Source organism: Ruegeria sp. CDSC085, from assembly GCF_059610465.1.
On the sequence record NZ_JBXWNR010000001.1, the window covers coordinates 482455 to 507208 of the forward strand.

At 58.2% G+C, this 24754-nt stretch carries 19 protein-coding genes; 14 read left to right on the plus strand and 5 right to left on the minus strand.

Going from position 1 to position 24754, the window contains the following annotated elements; genetic code table 11:
• Positions 1-42 precede the first annotated feature (42 nt).
• A complete protein-coding gene (locus AC2FJB_RS02435) occupies positions 43-2178 on the minus strand; it encodes a malate synthase G (protein WP_496719238.1) in 2136 nt (711 codons plus the stop codon).
• Positions 2179-2385: 207 nt separating this feature from the next.
• On the opposite strand from AC2FJB_RS02435, the gene pepN reads away from it, so the two are divergent.
• From pepN to AC2FJB_RS02470, 7 genes are all read left to right on the plus strand, one after another.
• Entirely contained in the window at positions 2386-4938 is a 2553-nt protein-coding gene (gene pepN / locus AC2FJB_RS02440) for an aminopeptidase N (protein WP_496719239.1), read from the plus strand.
• Entirely contained in the window at positions 4935-5363 is a 429-nt protein-coding gene (locus AC2FJB_RS02445; protein WP_117868358.1) for a hypothetical protein, read from the plus strand. Before pepN ends, AC2FJB_RS02445 begins: the two co-directional genes overlap by 4 nt.
• A gap of 129 nt (positions 5364-5492) precedes the next feature.
• Positions 5493-6752 (plus strand): hypothetical protein, encoded by a 1260-nt coding sequence (locus AC2FJB_RS02450; RefSeq protein WP_496719240.1) that lies wholly within the window; start codon positions 5493-5495, stop codon positions 6750-6752.
• An 81-nt stretch (positions 6753-6833) separates the two neighbouring features.
• On the plus strand, positions 6834-8345 hold the full coding sequence (gatB, locus tag AC2FJB_RS02455; RefSeq protein WP_117868357.1) for an Asp-tRNA(Asn)/Glu-tRNA(Gln) amidotransferase subunit GatB: 1512 nt from the start codon (positions 6834-6836) through the stop codon (positions 8343-8345).
• 147 nt (positions 8346-8492) lie between these two features.
• The gene (gene pepT, locus AC2FJB_RS02460; RefSeq protein ID WP_496719241.1) at positions 8493-9749 is read left to right on the plus strand and encodes a peptidase T; all 1257 of its coding nucleotides are present in this window, start codon (positions 8493-8495) and stop codon (positions 9747-9749) included.
• A gap of 80 nt (positions 9750-9829) precedes the next feature.
• Positions 9830-10249, plus strand: coding sequence for a DUF4177 domain-containing protein (locus AC2FJB_RS02465; protein WP_496719242.1), 420 nt, complete (start codon positions 9830-9832; stop codon positions 10247-10249).
• A 196-nt stretch (positions 10250-10445) separates the two neighbouring features.
• The gene (locus tag AC2FJB_RS02470; RefSeq protein WP_496719243.1) at positions 10446-11522 is read left to right on the plus strand and encodes a PLP-dependent cysteine synthase family protein; all 1077 of its coding nucleotides are present in this window, start codon (positions 10446-10448) and stop codon (positions 11520-11522) included.
• Positions 11523-11535: 13 nt separating this feature from the next.
• Here AC2FJB_RS02470 and AC2FJB_RS02475 read toward each other — a convergent pair whose 3' ends face one another.
• Positions 11536-11790, minus strand: coding sequence for a BolA family protein (locus AC2FJB_RS02475; protein ID WP_117868353.1), 255 nt, complete (start codon positions 11788-11790; stop codon positions 11536-11538).
• A 107-nt stretch (positions 11791-11897) separates the two neighbouring features.
• Between AC2FJB_RS02475 and AC2FJB_RS02480 the strand changes: the two genes are divergently transcribed.
• Positions 11898-12521: a J domain-containing protein gene (locus tag AC2FJB_RS02480; RefSeq protein ID WP_117868352.1), complete on the plus strand. Its 624-nt coding sequence runs from the start codon at positions 11898-11900 to the stop codon at positions 12519-12521.
• Positions 12522-12688: 167 nt separating this feature from the next.
• Entirely contained in the window at positions 12689-13243 is a 555-nt protein-coding gene (locus AC2FJB_RS02485) for an NYN domain-containing protein (RefSeq protein ID WP_496719244.1), read from the plus strand.
• A gap of 145 nt (positions 13244-13388) precedes the next feature.
• On the opposite strand, the gene AC2FJB_RS02490 is transcribed toward AC2FJB_RS02485, so the two are convergent.
• Entirely contained in the window at positions 13389-14309 is a 921-nt protein-coding gene (locus AC2FJB_RS02490; protein ID WP_117868351.1) for a Hint domain-containing protein, read from the minus strand.
• Between the two features lie 328 nt (positions 14310-14637).
• On the opposite strand from AC2FJB_RS02490, the gene cobS reads away from it, so the two are divergent.
• The 4 genes from cobS to AC2FJB_RS02510 all read left to right on the plus strand — a co-directional run bounded on the left by cobS (position 14638) and on the right by AC2FJB_RS02510 (position 19969).
• Complete coding sequence (gene cobS / locus AC2FJB_RS02495; protein ID WP_299894715.1) at positions 14638-15624, plus strand: cobaltochelatase subunit CobS; 987 nt, start codon at positions 14638-14640, stop codon at positions 15622-15624.
• 121 nt (positions 15625-15745) lie between these two features.
• Entirely contained in the window at positions 15746-17623 is a 1878-nt protein-coding gene (gene cobT, locus AC2FJB_RS02500; RefSeq protein WP_117868349.1) for a cobaltochelatase subunit CobT, read from the plus strand.
• A 150-nt stretch (positions 17624-17773) separates the two neighbouring features.
• Positions 17774-19564, plus strand: a complete 1791-nt coding sequence (locus AC2FJB_RS02505) for an aminopeptidase P family protein (protein ID WP_496719245.1) — start codon at positions 17774-17776, stop codon at positions 19562-19564.
• Positions 19565-19627: 63 nt separating this feature from the next.
• Positions 19628-19969, plus strand: coding sequence for a DUF427 domain-containing protein (locus tag AC2FJB_RS02510; protein WP_496719246.1), 342 nt, complete (start codon positions 19628-19630; stop codon positions 19967-19969).
• 62 nt (positions 19970-20031) lie between these two features.
• Here the strand turns inward: AC2FJB_RS02510 and AC2FJB_RS02515 are convergent, their stop codons facing one another.
• Positions 20032-21333: a TAXI family TRAP transporter solute-binding subunit gene (locus AC2FJB_RS02515; protein WP_496719247.1), complete on the minus strand. Its 1302-nt coding sequence runs from the start codon at positions 21331-21333 to the stop codon at positions 20032-20034.
• A 327-nt stretch (positions 21334-21660) separates the two neighbouring features.
• Here AC2FJB_RS02515 and AC2FJB_RS02520 point away from each other — a divergent pair, with 327 nt between their 5' ends.
• Positions 21661-23028 carry a DUF3179 domain-containing protein gene (locus tag AC2FJB_RS02520; protein ID WP_496719248.1) on the plus strand — a complete coding sequence of 456 codons (1368 nt, stop codon included), beginning with the start codon at positions 21661-21663 and terminating at the stop codon, positions 23026-23028.
• Between the two features lie 3 nt (positions 23029-23031).
• Here the strand turns inward: AC2FJB_RS02520 and AC2FJB_RS02525 are convergent, their stop codons facing one another.
• Positions 23032-24717 carry a chloride channel protein gene (locus AC2FJB_RS02525; protein WP_496719249.1) on the minus strand — a complete coding sequence of 562 codons (1686 nt, stop codon included), beginning with the start codon at positions 24715-24717 and terminating at the stop codon, positions 23032-23034.
• Positions 24718-24754: the final 37 nt, after the last annotated feature.

Consider the following 24754-nt stretch of genomic DNA (forward strand, 5'->3'; position numbering starts at 1 on the left):
GAAAAAGCCCTCAAACGACCCGCCTGAGAGCCTTGATTGGGATTATCTTTGGCTGGCTTTCAACTCCAGCCGGCGCGCATGCAGGACCGGCTCGGTATAGCCCGAGGGCTGAACCCGACCCTTGAACACCAGATCGCATGCCGCCTGAAAGGCGATGCCGTCAAATCCCGGAGCAATCGGGGTGTAACCCGGATCGTTTTCGTTCTGGCGATCCACAACGGCGGCCATCTTCTGCAGAGCAGCCATTACCTGGGCTTCATCCACGATGCTGTGATGCAGCCAGTTGGCCAGCGCCTGCGACGAAATCCGGCAGGTCGCGCGGTCTTCCATCAGGCCGACATCGTTGATGTCAGGGACCTTGGAACAGCCCACGCCCTGATCGACCCAACGCACGACATAGCCCAGAATACCCTGCGCATTGTTTTCAAGTTCACGCGTGATTTCTTCGTCACTCAGGTTGCATCCAGCCAGCAAAGGGATGGTCAAGAGATCCTTCAACGTGCCACGCGCACCCCCTGCCGCCAGCTCGTCCTGACGGGCCAGCACATCGACCTTGTGGTAATGCGTTGCATGCAGGGTCGCGGCCGTGGGCGACGGTACCCAGGCACATGTCGCTCCGGCCATCGGGTGGCCGATCTTGGCCTCAAGCATATCGCCCATGCGATCCGGCATGGCCCACATACCCTTACCGATCTGCGCCCTGCCCTTCAAACCACAGGCCAGACCAATATCGACATTGCGATCTTCGTAGGACGCAATCCATGGCGTATTCTTGATGTCGCCCTTGGGCAGCATCGGACCCGCCTCCATCGAGGTATGTATTTCATCGCCGGTCCGGTCCAGAAAACCCGTGTTGATAAAGGCAACCCGTGATTTTGCGGCACGAATGCACTCTTTGAGGTTGACCGAGGTGCGGCGTTCCTCATCCATGATGCCCAGTTTCACGGTATTGCGCGGCAGGCCCAGAATATCTTCGACCATGTCGAATATCTCGACCGAGAACGCGACTTCCTCGGGCCCGTGCATCTTGGGCTTCACCACATAGACAGAGCCTTCGACAGAATTGCCCCCGTCTTGCTTCAGGTCGTGCATGGCGATCAGGGTGGTACACAGAGCATCCATCAAGCCTTCGCCGATCTCGCGCCCTTCTGCGTCAAGCACGGCCGGGTTGGTCATCAGGTGACCAACGTTGCGCACAAGCATCAAGGACCGGCCTTTCAGCTTGGCCTGATCACCCGACGAAGTGGTAAAGCTCAGGTCCTCTGCCAGTTTCCGAGTGAACGTGGTGCCGCCCTTGGTGACCTCTTCGGTCAGGTCGCCCTTCATGAGGCCCAACCAGTTGCCATAGGCCACAACCTTGTCGGCAGCATCGACGCAGGCAACCGAATCTTCGCAATCCATGATAGTGGACAGCGCGGATTCCAGCCGGACATCTGCAATGCCTGCTGGATCGGTCGCGCCTATGTTGCTTGTGGGGTCGATCATGATCTGGATGTGCAGACCGTTGTTTTTCAGAAGCACGAAGTCGGGCTTGTCCGCCGAACCACCAAACCCGGCAAATTGGGCGGGATCGCCCAGCGCAGGGGTCAGCACACCGTCGGTGACACCCAATTCGGTGACATCTGCCCATGATCCCGACGCCAGAGGCACAGCATCATCCAGAAACGCCTTGGCCCATGCGACCACCCGCGCGCCGCGCGCCGCATCATAGCCACCGCTTGCCGGCAGATCACCCATTGCATCCGTTCCGTAAAGCGCATCATACAGGCTGCCCCAGCGCGCGTTGGCCGCGTTCAGGGCAAAGCGTGCGTTGGTAATCGGCACAACCAGTTGCGGACCTGGGGTCAGGGCGATCTCTGGGTCGACATTGGCCGTTTCAATCTGGAACTCGTCGCCTTCTTCAACCAGATACCCGATCTCTTCCAGGAAAGCCGCATATTCAGCGGCATTGGTGTTCTGCCCCTTTCGGGACATATGCCACCCATCGATGCGGCTTTGGATCTCGGTCCGTTTGGCCAGCAACTCACGGTTTTTCGGTCCCAGTTCGCTCACCATCCGCGCCATGCCAGCCCAGAACTTCTGCGAAGAGACGCCCGTCCCCGGCAGCGCCTGCGTCTCGATGAACTCAGCCAAAACCGGATCGATTTGCAGTCCGCTCAGGGTCTGTCTGTCCGTCATTTTCCTGCTCTCCTGCGATTGTGCGCCGTTGTATGCATCGTGACTTAGGCGGAAAGTTTCCGATAGGCAACTTTCATCCCGTCATTTGGGGCATTCGCTTCAGCTTGAAGCTGTTTCAAAAACCACAAGGCAATGGCGGGAGCCGGTTGCAGCGCCCGAACGAAGCCCCTAACGTCGCGCAAGTCCCGAACAGATACGAGGCCCAAGATGCGCGACGCTGCCCCCACCACGATCCACCTGAAAGACTACACACCGTTTGGCTACCTGGTGGACAGCGTGCACCTGACCTTTGATCTGGCCGCGCACGCCACGCGCGTCACCTCGCGCATAGCGTTCCGGCCCAATCCCGACGCCACTGACCGCACATTCTTTCTGCACGGGGAAGAACTGAACTTGATCCACGCCGCCATTGACGGTGCCGGCATCGAGCCAGACGTGACCGACAAAGGACTAACCGCGGATGTCCCCGACGCGCCGTTCCTGTGGGAATCCGAGGTGGAAATCGACCCCGGCAACAACACCGCGCTGGAGGGTCTGTACATGTCGAACGGGATGTACTGCACACAGTGTGAGGCGGAAGGTTTCCGGAAGATAACTTTTTATCCTGACCGGCCGGACGTGATGTCCACGTTCACCGTGCGCATCAATGGTGACTTGCCGGTTTTGCTGTCGAACGGCAACCCGTCGGGCAAGGGTGAAGGCTGGGCCGAATGGGTCGATCCATGGCCCAAACCTGCCTATCTGTTCGCGCTGGTCGCCGGTGACCTGATCACACATCCCGGTCAGTTCACCACCAAATCGGGCCGAAACGTTGAGCTGAACCTCTGGGTTCGCCCGGGTGACGAGGGCAAGTGCGCCTTTGGCATGGAGGCTCTGAAAAGATCGATGAAATGGGACGAAGACGTCTATGGCCGCGAATACGATCTGGACGTGTTCAACATCGTCGCCGTCGATGACTTCAACATGGGCGCGATGGAGAACAAGGGGCTGAACATCTTCAACTCGTCGGCCGTTCTGGCCAGTCCCGAAACCTCGACCGACGCAAATTTCGAACGGATCGAGGCGATCATCGCGCATGAGTATTTCCACAACTGGACCGGCAACCGCATCACCTGCCGTGACTGGTTCCAGCTGTGCCTCAAGGAAGGTCTGACAGTATTCCGGGATGCGCAATTTACCTCCGACATGCGCTCGGCCCCGGTGAAACGCATCCACGATGCCATAGACCTGCGTGCCCGGCAGTTCCCCGAGGACAACGGTCCGTTGTCGCATCCTGTGCGCCCAGAAAGCTTTCAGGAGATCAACAACTTCTACACCGCCACCGTCTATGAGAAGGGTGCCGAGGTCATCGGCATGCTGAAACGGTTGGTCGGGGATGCGGCCTATGCCAAGGCGCTAGACCTCTATTTTGAACGCCATGACGGTCAGGCCTGCACGATCGAGGATTGGCTGAAGGTTTTCGAAGACACCACCGGGCGTGATCTGACACAATTCAAACGTTGGTACAGCCAGTCGGGCACTCCGCGCGTCAGGGTCGAGGAAGACTGGGCCGACGGCATGTATACTCTCACGCTGAAACAGCGAACCGACCCCACGCCGGGACAGGATGAGAAACTGCCGCAGGTCATCCCCGTCGCAATTGGCTTGCTTGGACCCAACGGCGATGAGGTTCGCGCGACCGAAGTGCTGGAACTGACACAGGCCGAACAGAGCTTTGAGTTCACCGGCCTAACGGCGAAACCCACGCCCTCGATCCTGCGCGATTTCTCGGCACCTGTTATTCTGGAGCATGACCAGTCGAACGCGGAGCGCGCGTTTCTTCTGGCGCATGACACGGACCCGTTCAACCGATGGCAGGCAGGACGAGATCTGGCACAGGACACCCTGATGCGGATGATCCTGGAGGATGCGGCACCGGATACCGATTACCTTGACGGAGTGTTGGCCGTGCTGCGCAATGACGAACTTGACCCGGCCTATCGTGCGTTGATGCTGGGATTGCCGACACAGTCGGAATTGGCAGCAGCCCTGCATGACCGCGGTCAAACGCCCGACCCTATGGCGATCTGGGCCGCGGTGGAAACGCTGCGACAGGCAACTGCCCAGAACGTACAGGATTTGCTGCCCCGCCTGGATAGTGAGGCTTTGGTGGACGGTCCCTACAGCCCAGACGCAGAACAGTCCGGCAAACGGGCACTTGGCAGCGCCGCGCTGGCACTGACCTCTCGTCTGGACGGCGGGGCGATGGCGGCTGAGGCGTATGACAAGGCAGACAACATGACATTGCAACTGACTGCATTGTCTTGCCTTCTTCGCGCCCGCAAAGGTGAGGCTCAGTTGGCTGCCTTCCACGACCAGTGGCGGCACGACCGACTGGTGATGGACAAGTGGTTTGGCTTGCAGATCGCAATGGCGGCACCAGAGGCGGCAGCCACAACAGCCGCGACTCTGACCAGGAATTCAGATTTCAACTGGAAAAACCCGAACAGGTTCCGCGCCGTCATGGGCGCCCTGGCGATGAACCACGCAGGGTTCCACCAGCCGGATGGTGCCGGGTATGCCCTGCTGGCAGATTGGCTGATCCGTCTGGACCCGGTGAACCCACAGACCACTGCTCGAATGTGCTCTGCGTTCCAGACCTGGAAACGGTATGATGAAGATCGTCAGGCCCTGATGCGTGCGCAGCTTTCCCGCATTGCGGAAACACCGAACCTGTCGCGGGACACAACCGAAATGGTGTCCCGCATCCTCGGCGCATGACGCCTTACAGCTTCGCCCGTAGCAACCGGAACTTAAAAACGCTGGCCATCCTGGCCAGTGTTTACGTGGCGTTGCTGGCATTGGTTGTCCTGTTTGACACGGCCTGGTGGATCGCCGGGCTGCTTTCGTTGGCCACCTTGCCCGCACTTTGGGACTTGGTTCAGAACACCGGCGCGGGCATGCACGTGGATCAGGATGCAATAAGCTGGTTCACGGGAAATCGACAGGGAGAGATTGCATTGCGCGACATCGACCATTTCCGCTTTGACACCCGTTGGGATTTCTCCGTTCGTGTGTCGATTGTTCTGCATTCCGGTAAACGAATCCGTCTGCCGGATGAGTCGCGTCCGGCGCATCGGGATTTGGAAACCCTTCTAAACCAAGCCGGAATTCGCGTAGAACGGCATCATTTCACCGTTTTCTGAAACACTGGACCTTTGAAGGGTGAATTGGACACTAAAAAGGAAAACTATTCGGCAATATACTTGATTTGAACCCGATATCCCGCCAGACTTCGGTGTCAGTTATCAGTTTTTTCAGTTTTGAGTTTCGCCATGTTTCGGTCGCTAAGGGCACTGTTCGCCCCATCCACAGCCAGTCCTACAAATACTTCAGCAGACCTGTGCGCGACAAAATCCGCGCTGGCGGCAGCCTTGCCCGAGCAGGGCCAGCTCAATATTCCTGTCGCAAAAACCGGCAGCGACGATCTGATCGGACATTCCACAATCGAACATGGCCGTTACCTGACCCGGCAGGACCGCTGGACGGAATTGTCGGAAAAGATGCGCGTGGCTGATCAGGATCGCGCCGCTGTTTCAGATGGTATGCCGGTTGCCGATCTGTTGGCGTTCGGCGCCAGATCTGACGTGGTCCTGGCTGCTGAACATGCGCTTTCGGATGGCAAGGCCATCTCGGATTACGACCTGTTGGGCGGCATCTCGGAACTTGAAGGCGAGATGGCGGACAACCCCGATGATCCAATGATCGCCACCGTCGTAGCCCTTGCCCATATCGATCTGGCATGGGCTTGGCGCGGCACGGCCTCGGACACGACGCTGCCACCCTTGCACCGGTCACGCTGCGCCGCTCATTTTGACCGCGCCGCAGCGATCCTGCCTAAGTGCAGGAAAAACGCCCCCGACAGCCCCCTGATTGCAGCGGCCCGGTGTGCATTACTGGCTGGTCAACGCAAATCCAACGCGCGGGTGTCTGACGAATATGAACGCCTGATCACTATGGATCCACACAATCAGCGCCACATGCGCGCTATGGGCAGCCACCTTCTGCCCCGCTGGTTCGGCAGTTACGAAGAGCTGGAGCTGCAAGCCTTGCGCACGGCCGCCAGAACACAGGATATCTGGGGCGCGGGTGGATACACATGGGTTCAGTTTGACGCCATCGCACTGGACGACGAGGCCTGTGCCCGCGTTGATATAGAGTATTTTCTTGAAGGTCTGCGCGATATCGTGCGCCTGCGGCCCGATCAGCAGATGATTAACATGCTATCATCTTACTGTGCGATCACCGTCCAGAACGGCCAGGGTCTGAACGATCAGGCTGACCTTGTCCGGTCTCAGATGCGCGACACGGCAAATTGGCTAATCCGAGATCATCTGACAGAATTGCACCCCTTGATCTGGGCGCACGCGGCCAACGGGTTCAACAACTCTGTCCGCATCAACTCACCCGAACGATTTGCTGCGCGCGGTCAGCGCGATGCCTTGCGCGCGATCTCGGATCTGTTTCGGGAAGAACTGCGCAGCGGTATGGATGTGACATTTACACCATCGGGTCTGCAGTTTTCCCAGAACTGAACACGACAGGATTCCCCCTTGCCCCTAGGCCCTGCCGGGCCTAATACGCAGGCTTAGACTTCTGCGGAAATGAGGCGCGCCATGCTCGATCTGACATACGAAATGCCCAAACCCAAAACCATTGCCGGGGCCAAGCACGATTGGGAACTGGTAATCGGGATGGAGGTGCATGCTCAGGTCTCATCCAATGCCAAACTGTTTTCGGGTGCATCCACCCAATTCGGGGCCGAACCGAATTCAAACGTGGCCTTTGTGGACGCGGCGATGCCGGGGATGCTGCCGGTGATCAACGAATACTGCGTGGAACAGGCGGTGCGCACCGGGCTGGGCCTGAAGGCGAATATCAACCTGAAATCAGCCTTTGACCGCAAGAACTACTTCTACCCCGACCTGCCGCAAGGATATCAGATCTCACAGCTTTATCATCCGATTGTGGGTGAAGGCGAAGTGCTGGTCGAGATGGGGGACGGCACCGCACGAATGGTGCGGATCGAGCGTATCCACATGGAACAGGATGCGGGCAAATCGATACACGACATGGACCCGCATATGTCTTTCGTCGACCTGAACCGGACGGGCGTTTGCCTGATGGAGATCGTTTCGCGTCCCGATATTCGCGGCCCCGAAGAGGCCGCTGCCTATATCGCCAAGCTGCGCCAGATCATGCGGTATCTGGGCACCTGCGACGGGAACATGCAAAACGGCAACCTGCGCGCCGACGTGAACGTCTCGATCTGTTTGCCCGGTGCGTATGAGAAGTATCAGGAAACACAGGACTTTTCGCATCTCGGCACACGTTGCGAGATCAAGAACATGAATTCGATGCGCTTTATCCAGCAGGCGATCGAGGTCGAAGCCCGCCGACAGATCGCCATCGTCGAAGGAGGAGGCACCGTCGAGCAGGAAACGCGTCTGTATGACCCGGACAAGGGCGAAACCCGTTCCATGCGGTCAAAGGAAGAAGCGCATGATTACCGTTACTTCCCCGACCCTGACTTGCTGCCGCTGGAGATCGAACAGACTTGGGTTGATGATATCGCCGCCAAACTGCCGGAATTGCCCGACGACAAAAAGGCGCGCTTCATCAGCGAATATGGCCTGACCGATTACGATGCTTCGGTTCTGACCGCCGAGGTGGAATCCGCCGCCTATTTTGAAGAGGTCGCAAAGGGCCGCAATGGCAAACTGGCTGCGAACTGGGTCATCAACGAACTGTTCGGTCGGCTGAAGAAAGAAGACCACGACATCACCGATTCACCCGTGTCACCAGCACAATTGGGGGGGATTATCGACCTGATCTCGTCGGATGCGATCTCGGGCAAGATTGCCAAGGATCTGTTCGAAATCGTTTACACAGAAGGCGGTGATCCGGCGCAGATCGTTGAAGATCGTGGCATGAAACAGGTGACCGACACCGGTGCCATCGAAGCCACTTTGGACGAGATTATCGCCGCCAACCCGGCACAGGTCGAGAAGGCCAAGGTGAACCCGAAGCTTGCGGGCTGGTTCGTGGGCCAGGTCATGAAAGCGACCGGCGGCAAGGCCAACCCGAAAGCCGTCAACGAACTGGTCAGCAAGAAGCTGGGGTCGTAAACCTTTCATTTTGTACAAGCCTGCCAGCAATCTTTGGCGGGTTTGTGCAATGGAAAACATCGCGATTTCTTGTGTTTTGAGGTCAAGCCTTCGGCTTGACTTCCCCCTGTTTGCGCTCTTTCTTCCGTTCCAGAGAGGTGCGCCATTATGCAAGACAGATTTGATCAGGAACTTGAAGACCGGCTGGTGCGTTATGCCGCCATCGACAGTCAAAGTGACGAGACATCCCCATCGACACCGAGCACTGAGATCCAGTTCAACATGCTGAACCTGTTGCGCGATGAACTGACCGGGATCGGCGCGCAGGATGTGAAGATGACAGGCGACAGTGTGGTTGTCGCGACCATTCCCGGAACAGCACCGGGTCCGACCGTGGGTTTTCTGGCTCATGTCGATACGGCTCCTCAGTTCAACGCGACCGGCGTCAAGCCGCGGGTGATCAAGGGGTATAACGGTGGCGATATCACCTTCCCCGACAACCCGGACCTGGTTCTTTCCCCGGACGAAAACCCCTATCTGGCCGAAAAGATCGGCCATGACCTGATCACCGCATCGGGCACGACTCTGCTGGGTGCGGATGACAAGGCCGGTGTATCGATTCTGATGACCATGGCACGGCACTTGATCGAAAATCAGGACATCCCACATGGTCCGATCCGCATCGCGTTTACTCCGGATGAAGAGATCGGCCGGGGTGTCACGGAGCAATTGCCCAAGGATCTGGGAGTGGATTTTGCCTATACGCTGGACGGGCAGCAAGCGGGTGAGATCGAGTACGAAAGTTTCTCGGCCGACCGCGCCGTGATCAGGATCGAGGGCGTTTCGATCCATCCCGGGCTGGCCAAGGAAAAGATGGTGAATGCCACGCATCTGGCGGCGAAGATCGTGCAGACATTGCCTCAGGCCACCATGACGCCCGAAACCACAGACGGGCGCGAAGGCTTCGTCCATGTCACTGACATGAACGGCGGATCATCCGAGATGGAGATCAAGCTGATCCTGCGTGATTTCGAGATGGACGGGCTGGAGGCGCAACGGGGCATCGTGCGTCAGGTCTGCGCCGCCGTGCAGGCCACGGAACCGCGCGCAACCATCACCTGCGACATCAGCCACCAGTACCGCAACATGCGTTATTGGCTGGAAAACGACATGACCCCGGTCGAGCTGGCGCGGGATGCGTGTCGCGAGTTGGGGATTGAACCGCTTTCCGTACCGATCAGGGGCGGCACGGACGGATCGCGCCTGACCGAATTCGGCACCCCCTGCCCCAACATCTTCACCGGGATGCAATGCGCCCACGGCCCGTTGGAGTGGATTTCAGTGCAGGACATGGCACTGGCGACGGAACTGTGCCTGTCGGTTGTGGCCAAGGCAGCACAAGCTGAAGCGAATGGTCCGTGCTGAATTCCGCCAGATGGGCAACGGCCCTTTCACCCGGGGGGCAGCGTGTTAAGTTGGCGCGGAAACGCATTTAGGAACAGTAGATGAAGCGCTACGAATACAAGGTCATCCCCGCCCCGCAAAAAGGTGTCAAAGCCAAAGGCGTGAAAACGGCTGAGGGCCGCTTTGCCGTCTCGGTCGAGCAACTGCTGAACCAGATGGGTCAGGATGGCTGGGAATACCAGCGAGCCGAGCTGCTGCCCAGCGAGGAACGCTCGGGTCTGACCGGATCGACCACGAACTGGCGCAATGTGCTGGTGTTTCGCCGCGTGGTGGAAGAAGAAGTCGATGCCTCGTGGGTCGGTGCAGCACCTGAGATGGATGACACCCCACTGGCCCAGCCGATCCCGGGCCCCGACGAGGTGCAGGCGCCGAAACCAATTGCAGCAGAGGCGGACGAGCCTCCTTTGTCGTTGAAGCGGTCTGATGACGCACCTGATGCAAGCGGCGCGTCGAAAACATAGTCTTGGGGACTGGTACGGCCGCCGGACCGAATGCAATCGGCCTGTGGCCTTGTGCAGAACGTCCGTTTTTGCCCTGACGTTCGTCAAGTCGATCCGGGTACGGCCCGTGTCTTCATAACCATATTGGCAAGCAATAAGGGCTATACCCTCAGGGAATCTGTGGCATGTTAGCCGGATATTCTGGAGGGACATCGAAATGGCTATTCGGCAGACACAAGGGCAGGCACGCCTGTATGACAGCATTCTCGACACGGTCGGTGACACGCCGTGCATTCGGGTCAACCGGATCGCGCCAGAGCATGTGACCGTCTATGTAAAGTTCGAGGCCTTCAACCCGGCAGGCTCGGTCAAGGACAGGCTGGCGTTGAATATCATCGAGGCCGCAGAACGGGACGGGCGGCTGAAACCCGGACAAACCGTTGTCGAAGCGACCTCTGGCAACACCGGGATCGGGCTGGCCATGGTATGCGCGGCCAAGGGATACCCTCTGGTCGTGACGATGGCCGAGAGCTTCTCGGTCGAGCGGCGAAAGCTGATGCGGTTCCTGGGCGCGAAGGTTGTTCTGACGCCAAAGGCGCAAAAAGGGTTCGGCATGTATACCAAAGCCAAGGAACTGGCCGAGGAAAACGGATGGTTCCTTGCCAGCCAGTTTGAAACTTCTGCCAATGCCGATATTCACGAAAACACGACGGCGCGGGAAATTCTTGCCGATTTCGAAGGGCAACGACTGGATTATTGGGTGACGGGCTATGGGACCGGCGGCACCGTTTCGGGTGTTTCACGTGTATTGCGGAAAGAGCGTCCCGAAACAAAAATCATACTGACCGAACCGGCCAACGCAGCCATCGTGTCATCGGGTTACGTCAACACCCGAAACGATGATCACCAGCCGACCGAAAGCCATCCCGATTTCGAACCCCATCCGATTCAAGGCTGGACACCGGATTTCATCCCGTGGGTCCTGCAGGAAGCCATCGACAATTCCTACTATGATGAACTGATCCCCATTCCCGGGCCAGAAGGGATAGAATGGTCTCGCCGGCTTGCCTCGGAGGAAGGGATTTTCACAGGGGTTTCAGGCGGGTCAACCTTTGCGGTGGCCATAAAGTTGGCGGAATCCGCGCCGGAAGGGTCCGTTATGCTGGTCATGCTGCCGGACACCGGCGAGCGTTACTTGTCGACCCCGCTATTCGAGGGAATCGAAGAGGGCATGACGGAGGAAGAATATTCCATCTCGGCATCGACGCCGTCCGCACAGATGAAGGCGGACTGACACGCAAAGATCATCAGTCACCAATATCCAGAGCCAGCGCGTGGATGCGCGGCACGATGTCGCCCAGCGCCTTGTGTACGGCACGGTGGCGGGCGACGCGGGATTTACCTTCAAATGCGCTGGCACGGATACGGACGTTGAAGTGACTTTCGCCGCCTTCCTGATAGCCCGCATGGCCCCTGTGGCTTTCGCTGTCGTCGATCACTTCAAGCTCGCGCGGATCAAAGGCGGCTTGCAGGCGGGTTCGGATTTCGTCTGTCACACTCATTTTTTCGCTCAGCGGCAAAAATATTGCCGCACCCCTCTTCTACTTTCGGCTGCTTAGATTAAACTGCTGCCTCCGAGTCGAAAAGACGCGTTCTTGAGGATTAGAGCATGGCGAAATCAGACCCCTTCGGATTCGATATGTCCGTTTCCAGCGCCAAGAAGAAGAATCCGCGGGGTCGTCGAGGCATGTCAGGTGCGTCCGAAACCTCTGTCCGGGTTTGTGATCACGAGGGATGTGAAGAGCCGGGTAAGTTCCGCGCGCCGAAGGCACCTGATGTCCTGGATGATTTCTTTTGGTTCTGTCAACAGCACGTGCGGGAGTATAACCAGAAATGGAACTTCTTTGACGGCACCACCGAGGCCGAGTTGAACGCGCAGCGATCAAAAGACAAAGTGTGGGAGCGCGAGACCAAGCCGATGGGCGACCCCGAAGCGCGCGCCTGGGCCCGTTTGGGGATCGAGGATCCGCATCAGGTGCTCGGCGCCAACAGCACGCAGAACAAGGGCCGCAACACGGGTGGCGGACGCCGCCTGCCGCCGACCGAACGCCGTGCGATCGAGATTCTCGAGGCAAATGACGGCTGGACCAAGGCTGAAGTCCGCAAGGCATACAAGAAACTGATCAAAGTGCTGCACCCGGACATGAACGGTGGCGACCGCTCGCAGGAAGAACAATTGCAAGAGGTCGTCTGGGCCTGGGATCAGATCAAGGACAGCCGGAACTTCAAGTAACGGTCACAGCTTTCCCAGCTTTACCTCCGCGGCACGCTTAACCTGAATGGTTGGGTGCCGCGGATGACACAACCTGAAACAACTGCGCTATTTCGGTGCGGAAATCTGTTTCAATCCCCGCGAAAGTGGTGGAGGATTCGGGCAGGTATTTTCAGGGATCAGTTACGTTGCGCACGACCATTTTCCTGTTGCTCGTCTCGCTATGCGGGCTAATCGCTGCCAGCTTTTTTCCGACTGACGCGGATTGGCTGTTCCTTCTGGCGTTGATTTGCGTGATAGCCAGCGCAATCCTTTTCGTAAGAGCCTGGTTCAGGTGGCGCAGGGCCAATACATGGATCATCGTGGACGGGTCGAACGTCATGCACTGGAAAGAAGGCACCCCGGATCTGGGCACGTTGAAGAAGGTCCTTGAGACTTTGAAGCAAGCCGGGTTCAAACCGGGCGTCATGTTCGATGCGAATGTCGGGTACAAGGTCGAAGGTCACTATATGAACGACCGGACGCTGAGCCGCGCCCTGGGCTTGCGCGCCAAGCAGGTCATGGTCGCCCCCAAAGGCATGCCAGCGGACCCGATGATTTTGCAGGCGGCGCGGGACAGCAAGGCACGCATCGTCACAAATGACAGGTTTCGGGATTGGGTAGACGAGTTTCCGGATGTGTTGAACGCGGATCGCCTCGTGAAAGGCGGCTTTCGCAAAGACCAGCTTTGGTTTTCGCTGTAGGCAAGCGACGGTCGATGCAAGGCAGAAACGCGCAAGGCCATGAAAATGGCGCTGCGTCCTGAAGTAGCCCATGGCAATCGATCCGAGAAAACACATTTGAAGGAACTTGCTGAGACAAAGGATCAGACCAGAGTCAGTTCGAATTTCAACTATTCGGATTTTTGTCCGGGTATGAGCTTCGCAATGCGATTGCTTCCCGGCGCTTCAAACAACTTAAGCGAGTCTGTTGCGACTCTGCAGTGCCGTCACGCAATTCGGGGAACAGTGCGAGCAGTTCTTCAACGTCCTCACGGCGAAAAGACTTCAGCGCCATATCACCCAGAAACAAGCTTTCGGTTGGCAATCCGTTCGACATCAGTATTGCGTGGCGACTGCAGGCAATATGGTAGTAAGTGACGCACTCATTGGATCGAACCCGATGAATGGTTTTGTCGTTGATCAGATGAACTGCTGCGGTGAAGATTTTTGCCTCTCCAAACAACAATTCTGCGCGCCACCCTTCCAGAACAATTCTGTGTTGCGGGGAAACGTACAAATCACGGCTAGGCAAGTTTTTTCCTATCGCTCCTTTTTCGATGCAAACGGGCCTCAATTGCGGGTTACGTTTCAAATCTTCCGCCTTCAGAGTCCTTTTTCCGATCCACTTAACTGGAAGAATTTCCCCACTGGAAGCACGCACTTTATCCCCAACTGATAGTTCCTCAACAGCACGATAGCCCTTTTCAGTTTCGATCAGCGTACCCTTCACGAAACACGGTACTGTTCCGGCCGGAAGAGCGACGGTCACGATGAGAGAGTCATTGTTACCGTTACCGGGACCTGTCGACGCGAATACCTCGACGGTCAGTTGCGTGTTTGGAGGAATAACAACACCAGAGGTCAGATCGACAGTCAAAACGCCGTTCGGTGAAATCGAAACGGAATAATCACTTGGGGCCAGTCCTCCTGTCCCTGAAACAATCACATTCCACGAAGCGCCTGCTTTGGTGGCCGTGTATTGCTGCATAACGGAAGACGATCCACTTGGGATGGCAATCGAAGAGGGACCCTGAATTGTTAGCGACATTCGAACCTCTACCGTTTAACACCAAGCCGAAAGCTACTTATGCGCAGACAATGAAATAGTTTAACTCGATGAATTCTCAAATTGCAATTTGAGCAATTCAGAAATTGGATGACCTACGCCTCACGTTGGAAATTGCACCATCTGAGATCTGCGTAGCGAGCCGCGAATATCGGAGCGTAAGGTAGCCCGGTGTCAATAAGGCCAGTTTCAAAGAAACACCCGCCTAAGTTCGCACACGCGCCTCTTTCCCTTGCCCTTGCCCGCAATATGTTGCACCACACACGGGTTCAAACCCGGCAAGGCGGGGCAAAGGATAAGGACAAGGCGCATGGCTGACGGATCGATCGATATCAACGCAAAACCTACCGAGGATATCTCGGTCCGTGACGTGTTCGGCATTGACAGCGACATGGCGGTCAAAGGTTTTGCCGAGCGCAGCGACCGAGTGCCGGCCATCGACCATACCTACAAGTTCGATCCGGAAACCACGCTGGCGATTCTGGCGGGCTTTTCCCATAACCGTCGTGTCATGATCCAAGGGTATCACGGCACCGGCAAATCGACCCACATTGAACAGGTGGCCGCCCGTCTGAACTGGCCTGCCGTACGAGTGAATCTGGACAGCCATATCAGCCGGATCGACCTGATCGGCAAGGATGCGATCAAACTGCGCGACGGCAAGCAGGTGACTGAGTTCCACGAAGGCATCCTGCCCTGGGCGCTGCGCAACCCGGTCGCCATCGTGTTCGACGAATATGATGCGGGCCGCGCCGACGTGATGTTCGTGATTCAGCGCGTGCTGGAGCATGACGGCAAGCTGACCCTGCTGGACCAGAACGAGATCATCACGCCGAACCCGAATTTCCGCCTGTTTGCCACTGCCAACACGGTCGGTCTGGGCGACACGACGGGTCTGTATCACGGCACGCAGCAGATCAACCAGGCGCAGATGGACCGCTGGTCGCTGGTGTCGACCCTGAACTACCTGAGCCATGATGCAGAGACGATGATCGTTCTGTCGAAGGCGCCGCATTACAACACCGCAGAGGGCCGCAAGACCGTCAGCCAGATGGTCACCGTCGCCGACCTGACCCGAACCGCCTTCATGAATGGCGATCTGTCCACCGTCATGAGCCCGCGGACCGTCATCAACTGGGCCCAAAACGCCGAGATCTTCCGCAATGTGGGCTATGCGTTCCGCCTGTCCTTCCTGAACAAGTGCGATGAGTTGGAGCGTCAGACCGTGGCCGAGTTCTATCAGCGCTGCTTCGATGAGGAGTTGCCTGAGAGTGCCGCGAGTGCAAGCTTGGGGTAAGCACCCAAATTGCGCCCGTTCCGGGCGCAATGCCTCCGGCAGGGATATTTTGGGCCAGATGAAGTCGGATCCGTTACAGTTTTCAACGCCGGGCAGGTCATTTTGATGAGGTCTTAAGGACATGGCACAGAAGAACGACAACCCTGCTGATCCGTTCAAGAAGGCCCTGGCCGAAGCCACCAAGGTCATGGCCGATGATCCCGAGCTGTCGGTGACTTATACCGTCGACCCTTCGGGCATGTCGGGCGAGTCGATGCGGCTGCCACAGGTCTCGCGCCGGATGACGCGCGAAGAAGTGCTGTTGGCGCGCGGCACGGCGGATGCCTTGGCGTTGCAGCGCAAGTATCATGACGACGCGACCCATGCGCGCTATGCGCCCCCGGGCGATATGGCGCGGGATCTGTACGAGGCGATGGAGACCGCCCGCTGCGAAGCGATGGGCGCGCGGGATATGCCGGGCACCGCCAGCAACATTGATGTGAAGATCGGGCACGAAGCGATCCGGCGGGGGTATGATCAGTGCAAACAACCCGCCGATGCTCCTCTGTCGGTTGCGGCAGGGTACCTGATCCGGCATCTGGCCACCGGTCGTGATCTACCCCCTGCCGCTGAAAATATCATGAACCTGTGGCGTGGGTTCATCGAAGAGCAAGCTGGTGGAACGCTGGAAAATCTGGACGAAATCCTCTCGGATCAGGCGGAATTCGCCAAATTCGCCCGTCAGGTGATCAAGGATCTGGGATATGGCGACCAGCTTGGGGATGACCCAGATGAGCTGGACGACGAGCAGGAAGACCAGGCCGAGGAAGACGCCGAGGACCAGCCCGATCCCGACAGTACCGGCCAGGACGATCAGGACGATCAGGACGCGGATGCGACCCCTGAGCAGACTCAGGAGGAGCAGCAGGATCAGTCTCAGGCCCAGGTCTCGATGGATGAAATGGCCGAGGACGAGATGGGCGACGAGGCTGAGATGCCGGATGGCGAAGCGCCGCTGGAGCCACCTGCCCCGCCGCCTGCATCCGAGGCAGACCCGGATTACAAGGTCTATCTGGACACCCATGACGAAGAGATCGCCGCCGAAGACCTGGCGGAACCTGCCGAGCTGGAACGCCTGCGGGCCTATCTGGATCAGCAGTTGGAACCGCTGAAGGGGGCGGTATCGCGTCTGGCCAACAAACTGCAACGCCGCCTGCAAGCGCAGCAGAACCGCAGCTGGGAATTCGACCGCGAGGAAGGTATTCTGGACGCGGGCCGATTGGCACGCGTTGTGGCGAACCCAACCACACCGCTGAGCTTCAAGGTCGAAAAAGACACAGAGTTCCGCGACACGGTTGTCACGCTTTTGCTGGATAATTCGGGGTCTATGCGAGGACGGCCGATTTCGATCGCCGCCATCTGTGCCGATGTACTGGCGCGGACGCTGGAGCGGTGCAATGTGAAGGTCGAGATTCTGGGCTTTACCACGCGGGCGTGGAAAGGCGGTCAGGCACGTGAGGCGTGGCTGAATGATGGCCGCCCGCAACAACCCGGGCGTCTGAACGATCTGCGTCACATCATTTATAAAGGGGCCGATGCCCCCTGGCGTCGCGCGCGGCCCAATCTGGGGCTGATGATGAAAGAAGGCCTGCTGAAGGAAAACATCGACGGCGAGGCGCTGGAATGGGCGCACCGGCGGATGCTTGCACGGCGCGAGCAACGCAAGATCCTGATGGTGATCTCAGACGGCGCACCAGTCGATGACTCTACGCTGAGCGTGAACCCGGCCAACTCTCTGGAAAAACACCTGCGCGACGTGATCGCAATGGTTGAGAAGCGCAAGATGGTCGAATTATTGGCTATCGGGATCGGCCACGACGTGACACGGTACTACGACCGGGCCGTTACGATTACCGATGTTGAACAGCTGGCTGGTGCAATGACCGAACAACTGGCAGCCCTTTTCGACAGTGACCCGCGGGCACGGGCGCGGGTAATGGGGATGAGAAAGGTCAGCTGAATCTGACTTTGCGTCCAGCGGGGGTATTTTCCCAATGATGGGGTGTTTGGCTTTGCTGAACATCGGCTTTTTCAAGCGGGGTGATCCCGTCTGGACTTTTTTTGAAATGCGCCTCAGGGTCACGCCCAAAAGCTGTGAATGAGGCCGCCCATGTTCCAATCCTTCAAAGTGACCGCCCGCCCGGAACAGGGGGCCCCGCGGCTGGCCGCCTTGCGCGAACAGATGGTGCAAGAAGGGCTGGACGGATTTCTGATCCCCCGCGCGGATGCGCATCAGGGCGAATATGTCGCGGCACACGATGAGCGTCTGGCCTGGCTGACCGGGTTCACGGGCTCGGCCGGGTTCTGCGCCGTCCTGCGCGACGTGGCCGGAGTTTTTGTCGACGGGCGGTATCGCACCCAGGTCAAGGCACAGGTTGCAGAGGATTTCACTCCGGTCCCCTGGCCAGAGGTGAGCCTGAGCGCCTGGCTGAAAGAGCGGTTGCCAAACGGGGGAAGGATCGGTTTTGATCCGTGGCTGCATGCGGCGGGGCAAATTTCAAGCACGGTAAGTGATCTGGAAGGATCGGGCATCGATCTGGTGAGATGTGAGAACCTTGTGGACCGGGTCTGGGCAGATCAGCCGGCCCCACCGATGAACCCGGTCAAGGCGCATCCGATTGAGTTTGCCGGGGAAGGTGCGGACAGCAAGATCGCCCGTCTAGCCGGCAACCTACGGCGGGCCGGACACACGGCAGCGGTGATCACCTTGCCGGATTCGATCATGTGGCTGTTGAATATCCGTGGGTCGGATATTGCCTACAATCCGGTGGCCCACGGTTTTGCCATACTGCATGCAGGAGGTCAGGTCGATCTGTTCATGGCGGCCACGAAACTGGCCGGGGTAAGGGATCATCTGGACACACTGGTGACCTTGCGCGCGCCGGAAGATTTTCTGAATGCGGTTGCGGCTCTGGCCGGGCCGGTGCAGGTGGATAACGCTTCGGTGCCTCAGATCGTGGCGGATGCGTTAGGCGATGCGATGACGGATGGCGGCGACCCCTGTGCCCTGCCCAAAGCCTGCAAGAATGCGCCTGAAATCGCGGGCAGCGCCGAGGCGCATTTGCGCGATGCAGTGGCGGTCATCGAAACGTTGTGCTGGCTGGACGAAAAGGCCCCGGGCAGCGTGACCGAAACACAGGTTGTCACCCGGCTGGAAGAAAACCGGCGCAAGGACAATGCGCTTCAGGACATCTCGTTCGATACCATTGCAGGTACGGGTCCGAACGGCGCGATCATGCATTATCGTGTGACCGAAGAGACCGACAGCCAGTTGGAAAACGGTCATATTCTGGTGCTGGACAGTGGCGGGCAATATCTGGACGGCACCACCGACATCACCCGAACCATTGCCATTGGTGACGTCGGAACAGAGGAGAAAACCTGCTTTACCCGTGTTCTGAAGGGCATGATTGGCATGTCGATGCTGCGCTGGCCTGCGGGCCTTGCAGGGCGGGATATCGAATGCGTGGCCCGCGCGCCGCTGTGGTCGGCGGGGCAGGATTTCAATCACGGGGTCGGGCATGGGGTCGGAGCCTATCTGAGCGTGCACGAAGGGCCGCAGCGCCTGTCGAAAGTCAGCCATGTACCGCTGCAACCCGGCATGATCCTGTCAAACGAACCCGGATATTACCGCGAGGGTGCCTTTGGCATTCGAATCGAGAACCTTGTGGTGGTCGAAGAGGCGCCTGCCCTGCCCTCCAGCGACGCCGAACGCGCAATGCTGAACTGGCGTACTCTGACCTTTGTGCCGATTGACCGCAGGCTGATCATGGTCGAAATGTTGGCGGCGGACGAACGCGACTGGCTGAATGCCTATCACCGCGACGTTGCGGAAAAAATCCGCCCAAGGCTGGGACAAGACGCGCAACTGTGGTTGGATGCCGCAACTGCCCCAATCTGACACCGGTCTGTTACACAGAACGGGCAGAGGAGAGGCCCAAATACGACGACGGAAGGAAATGGAATGGCTGAGATCACGATCCGGAAAGCGCCGGGTAAATGGTGTGTCCGCTCGGGCGGTGCGATTCTGGGCGAAACGAACAACGCGCTGGAACTGCATGAAGGCGACAAGGATCCGGTGATCTATTTCCCGCGCGGTGATATTGCGATGGCATTTCTGGACCGGACCGACAAGGTAACGCACTGCTCTGGCAAGGGCGACGCGACGCATTTTTCCATCGTCAACAAGTCATCCGTGACCGCCAATGCGGTCTGGAGCTATGAAAACCCGGCCCAGGCAGTGGCCGAGATCAAGGACCATCTGGCATTTTATCCCGCCGAGTCGGTGAAGGTGGAGCAGATTTAAAGCCCTCATTTGACATACTGTCGACTGCCGGTGACCCATTGGCAGCATTGGGGCGCAATTGGCTAAGAGCCCAGCTGGCTGAAATCAGGGCCCTGCCACTCTGACTCGGCAGCTCTGCGGCGCGCAATCTCTTGTCGAATCAAATCGATATGCAATCGCGCGTCATACGCGACCTGACGGTAGGCAAGCGGTAGGTTGAGGTTAGCAATGCTGGTATCCAGTTCCTCAATGCTGTCCGCCACTGCGTCTACGTCGCCCAGCGTCCGAGCCTGCCCCAATTCTTCCTCCAGCGCTGCGATTTTCTGGTAGAAACGCCAGACACGGCGTTTCTGGAACCACACATACCCGGATGGAACGAGCCGCAAAAGCGGAGCGAGGAAAAGTAAAGGCAACAGCAATAGAAGAACCCGGCCAAACTGAGCAGCAATCCAATAGGGCAAAACGGCATGTAGAAAATTTGGCCCGGTGTTTATCAGCTCTTCAGCAACTTCGTTTAGTGGAGCGGGCGGAGACTCCGTTTTCGGGTATTCCCTTGAACTCTGCAATATGCCGGGCTGACCATGAATGATCTTCGCTGCGGTAACCAACCGATCTGCGACTGCCGGGTGCAGATCAGGCCCGGCAATCATTGATGCCCTCAAAGCTAAGATCTTTACGTCCACGGGCGGTCTTGGAGGGTCGAGAGTGATTGACCCAGCGGGCACGGTAACCGAACTTGCCCCCCGGAGTTTCAATGCAAGCGCGTCGACCAACGCCATGGGGACGAATTCTATGTTAGGGTCAAAAATCGCATCCATGAGATATGGCGCATCCAGTGGTGCAACAAACAACGCAGCATCGGCTTTGCCGGAATAGAGCGCATCGATAGCATCAGGTCCTCCTGCATCCACAAGCGTAATGCCGGTATCCTTATGCCCCGCCGCTTCTATCAGGGCGATGGCAGCCGCACGGCTTCCGGACCCTTCTGCCCCAGCGGCAAGTCGGATGCCCTCCCATTCCCCCGCATTGCCACCAATTGGGCTGGGCTTTCCTCGAAACACCACCATTGGTTCAAGAAAAATGGCCCCCAACGATTGCAATCCACTTTCCCGAGGAAGATTCAGACCACCTTGAACAATCGCTACATCGACTTCACCGGAAACAAGCTTCTTTATGTTCTCTACAGAACCTGCGGTTTCAACCAAATCAATGTGAATGCCGTCTCGCGCCAGCTCTGCCTTGTAAAGCTGACCGATCTGCCAATACCCCCCGCCGCTCACCCCGGTCGCTAGCCGTATGCTGTTGGGTGGTTTCAATCCAAGAATCAGAAACGCAATCATCCCGACAAACAGAATTGGAAGAAGAACAAAGATGAGTAGGCGCATGAATTCTCGCATTCAGATGATCCGAACTGACCCTTAAACCTCGCCTGTTCGCAATCTTCGCGTCAACGAAAATCAATCCAGCACAGCAGCGAATGATGCGTGGGGCGAAAAGTCCGGCTGGTGTTTGGCTTGCAAAAATGGCGCAACCTTGGTCGCGGAAAAGCTAAGCCGGCCGGAGTATTTCCGGAAACGGCTCATCGTTCATCCAGCCGGTTCTTATTTCAGCTTCGCAAGAAATCTTGCTTCGAAGCCCACCTCACGCAGCTGTGGCATGCATGTGAGCGGCATTTGCGGCACACTTCTTCCGGATATCCACCGGAGGCTTCCATGCAGATTTCAAGACGCGGTTTAGCCGGGATGATCGGGGCTGGAGCAATTGCACCCGGAGCGCTTTGGGCGCAGCAGGATCCGGTTCTGGAGGCATTGCGCAGCACGCTGAACGGGCGTCGGACCGCGTTTGAGGCACAGATGGCGTACCTGAAAGATCGCGGCCAGCCGGATGTTGTGGCCGGGTTGCTGACCGCGATGCGCTATGCTGACAGGCGGCGGGACGAGATCGTCGAGGTGATGCAGGCTGTGACCGGGCAGCGCTATGGCAATGACTGGTTCGAGTGGATGCTGTGGCAGGAACGAAACCCACAAATTGTCCCTCATCCTTCGCTGATCCCGTTCAAGCGCGAGGTTCTATTGGGGATCGACCCGAATTTCGATCTGTTTCTGCGGTCTGAGTATCTGCAACGTGACAGGATGAAGATCCGCCTGGAAGAGATCGCCTGGGGCGGCGTGTCCAAGGATGGTATTCCGTCCCTGGACAACCCAACCCTGATCTCTGCTTCAAATGCGGGGTATCTGAAGGGCGACGATCTGGTGTTTGGCGTGGCCATCAACGGCGATGAGCGTGCCTATCCCCTGCGGATCATGGGATGGCACGAGATGTTCAACGAGGTGATCGGAGGCGTGCCCGTGGCGCTGGCCTATTGCACGCTTTGCGGGTCGGGCATCCTGTTCGAAACCCAAGTGGCGGGGCGGCGAAAGCCGTTCGTTTTCGGGTCGTCAGGTTTCCTCTATCGATCGAACAAGCTGATGTTTGACCGCGAAACGCATTCGCTGTGGAACCAGTATACCGGCAAGCCTGTTGTGGGGCCTTTGGTGAACAGCGGCATCACGTTGAAACAGCGCCCGGTGGTGATCACGACATGGGCCAGCTGGAAGACCTCGCATCGCAAAACCCGTGTTCTGTCGCTGAACACCGGGCATCGGCGCAACTACGGATCGGGCGTTGTTTATCGCGACTATTTCGCCTCGAGCGAGCTGATGTTCCCGGCTGTTGTGGATCGGTCCCGGCATCGGCAGAAGGATTACATCTTTGCCGTGCGCCAGTTTGGCGCCGCCCGCGCCTGGCCTCTGGATGCGTTCAAGGGCAAACCTGTGATCAACGATGCGATCGGCCAGACACCTTTGGTTCTGATTGGCGATCCCAAAGAGCGTAGTGTGCGTGCTTATGAACGAAAATCTCATGAGTTCCGGGCAACGCAAAGCGGGTTGCAGGATAGCGCAGGGAACGGTTGGAACGTCACGGAAGAGGCTTTGATCGGGCCTGAGGGCGCGCGTTTGCCTCGGGTCGCCGGGCATATTTCGTACTGGTTTGCGTGGGACAATTATCTGGGTGACGCAGCCAGCGTGTATGGTGAGTGAAACTCAGGAATGCTCTTCAGCGGCCGTTGCCGCAAGCGCCCTGTTATATGCCTTGAGAGCGTCGACGTAATAGAGCGCGCCAACGGGTGTCTCGGATCCGTCTTTTTCCAGAATGATAACCGGAATGCAGGGGATGTCGTCACGATCGAAGTAAGGCATGGCGGCTTCCAGCGTGGCGCTGGCCTGAATGCACATGCCCTGTTCGATCAGCCCCTGTGCCTCTTCCTTCGTGATCGACCGTTGATCCCCAAGCGGACGCATCACTGCCCCGGCACGGAGCATTGCCAGCAGATACGCCTGCGGCCCCGCGGCCAGGTGGACATCACGTCGTTCCAGCTGGGTCAGGAAGAAAGACCGGTCCACCAGGCGTGAGGCCAGCGCCGTGGACATTGACACACTGACCATAACCGCAAGGCCGATCTGCCAGTCGCCGGTCAGCTCAAAGACGATCAGAGTGGTCGAGATAGGCGCCCCAAGCACCGCCGCAGCCACGGCCCCCATACCGGCAAAGGCATAAAGCGTGTGCGTGCCCGAAACGTCCGGCAACAACCCGGTCGCGATCAGCCCGAAGGCCAGCCCGGTCAGCGCGCCAACCATCAGAGAAGGCGAGAAAACACCGCCACCCATGCGCCCCCCCATCGTGATGGCAACCGCAACCGTTTTGGTCACCGCAAACAGGATTGCCGTTGTCAGCACCAGATCACCGGTCAAAGCGCGGATCGTGGTTTCATACCCAACGCCGATGATATGCGGAAACCAGATTGCCATCAGCCCCAGCATCGCCCCGGACACCGCAGGGCGCAGCCAGCTCGGAATTGACAGACGGTTCTGGATATGGCTGCCGATATCCTCGGCAAAGAAGATCGACCGCATCAGCAGCAACGCGACAAATCCGCAGATCAGGCCCAGGATCAGGAAGGCCGGAAGCTCGACATAAAATTGCAGCGATCCCGGCGTCTCGAGAGTGAACTCGGTCACGTCGCCATATTCCAGCCGGTTGATCACCGTTCCCGCGACCGAGGCGATGACGATTGGTGCAAAGGCGTGAACGGCGAAATGGCGCAGCACGACCTCGAGCGCGAACAATGCCCCGGCGATGGGGGCGTTGAAGCTGGCCGACACGGCCGCAGCAACGGCGCAGCCCAGCAGGTCACGGCCCGTGATCCCATCCGCGTGAATTCGGTTGCTGACCCATGTGGAGATGACCCCGGCCATATGCACCACCGGGCCCTCGCGCCCCGTTGACCCGCCCGAACTGAGAGTGATCAGCGAGGCAAAAAACGACGCGATGCCGGCCTTGACCTCGACCCGCCCGTCAGTGATGGCCGAACCTTCAATCACATCGGCAACCGACCTCACGCGCCCGTCATTGGTGAACCGGTTCAGGATCACGCCGACGATCAAACCGCCGATGATGGGAATGATCAGAACCATGAACCAAGGCAGTTTCTCGGCGTGGCTGTGCAGCAGCAGTATGTCATCGGTGTCGTAAAGATAGGCCTGCAACGCACGGATGGCCTTGCGGAAGCCGAGCGCCATGAAACCCGCTGCGATCCCGATGGCCAGTGCGATGAACCAGAACTGGATCTGGCTTGGCCCCCGGCGCAGCATCACCCGCCACGCATCCTTGATCGCGGCCAGAGCCTGATTGAACTGGTTGCGCAGAACGGTGCGGGTCGATTGGGTCATTGGCCCTCAGGGATCATCACTTAACCCTTAGTAAGCC

Coding starts and splice junctions, on each gene's coding strand:
- pepN (WP_496719239.1), top strand. CDS start 2,386: ATGCGCGACGCTGCCCCCACCACGATCCACCTGAAAGACTACACACCG.
- AC2FJB_RS02465 (WP_496719242.1), top strand. CDS start 9,830: ATGAAGCGCTACGAATACAAGGTCATCCCCGCCCCGCAAAAAGGTGTC.
- AC2FJB_RS02450 (WP_496719240.1), top strand. CDS start 5,493: ATGTTTCGGTCGCTAAGGGCACTGTTCGCCCCATCCACAGCCAGTCCT.
- AC2FJB_RS02475 (WP_117868353.1), bottom strand. CDS start 11,790: ATGAGTGTGACAGACGAAATCCGAACCCGCCTGCAAGCCGCCTTTGAT.
- AC2FJB_RS02525 (WP_496719249.1), bottom strand. CDS start 24,717: ATGACCCAATCGACCCGCACCGTTCTGCGCAACCAGTTCAATCAGGCT.
- cobT (WP_117868349.1), top strand. CDS start 15,746: ATGGCACAGAAGAACGACAACCCTGCTGATCCGTTCAAGAAGGCCCTG.
- AC2FJB_RS02515 (WP_496719247.1), bottom strand. CDS start 21,333: ATGCGCCTACTCATCTTTGTTCTTCTTCCAATTCTGTTTGTCGGGATG.
- AC2FJB_RS02510 (WP_496719246.1), top strand. CDS start 19,628: ATGGCTGAGATCACGATCCGGAAAGCGCCGGGTAAATGGTGTGTCCGC.
- AC2FJB_RS02435 (WP_496719238.1), bottom strand. CDS start 2,178: ATGACGGACAGACAGACCCTGAGCGGACTGCAAATCGATCCGGTTTTG.
- AC2FJB_RS02505 (WP_496719245.1), top strand. CDS start 17,774: ATGTTCCAATCCTTCAAAGTGACCGCCCGCCCGGAACAGGGGGCCCCG.
- gatB (WP_117868357.1), top strand. CDS start 6,834: ATGCTCGATCTGACATACGAAATGCCCAAACCCAAAACCATTGCCGGG.
- AC2FJB_RS02470 (WP_496719243.1), top strand. CDS start 10,446: ATGGCTATTCGGCAGACACAAGGGCAGGCACGCCTGTATGACAGCATT.
- pepT (WP_496719241.1), top strand. CDS start 8,493: ATGCAAGACAGATTTGATCAGGAACTTGAAGACCGGCTGGTGCGTTAT.
- AC2FJB_RS02490 (WP_117868351.1), bottom strand. CDS start 14,309: ATGTCGCTAACAATTCAGGGTCCCTCTTCGATTGCCATCCCAAGTGGA.
- AC2FJB_RS02445 (WP_117868358.1), top strand. CDS start 4,935: ATGACGCCTTACAGCTTCGCCCGTAGCAACCGGAACTTAAAAACGCTG.
- AC2FJB_RS02480 (WP_117868352.1), top strand. CDS start 11,898: ATGGCGAAATCAGACCCCTTCGGATTCGATATGTCCGTTTCCAGCGCC.
- cobS (WP_299894715.1), top strand. CDS start 14,638: ATGGCTGACGGATCGATCGATATCAACGCAAAACCTACCGAGGATATC.
- AC2FJB_RS02520 (WP_496719248.1), top strand. CDS start 21,661: ATGCAGATTTCAAGACGCGGTTTAGCCGGGATGATCGGGGCTGGAGCA.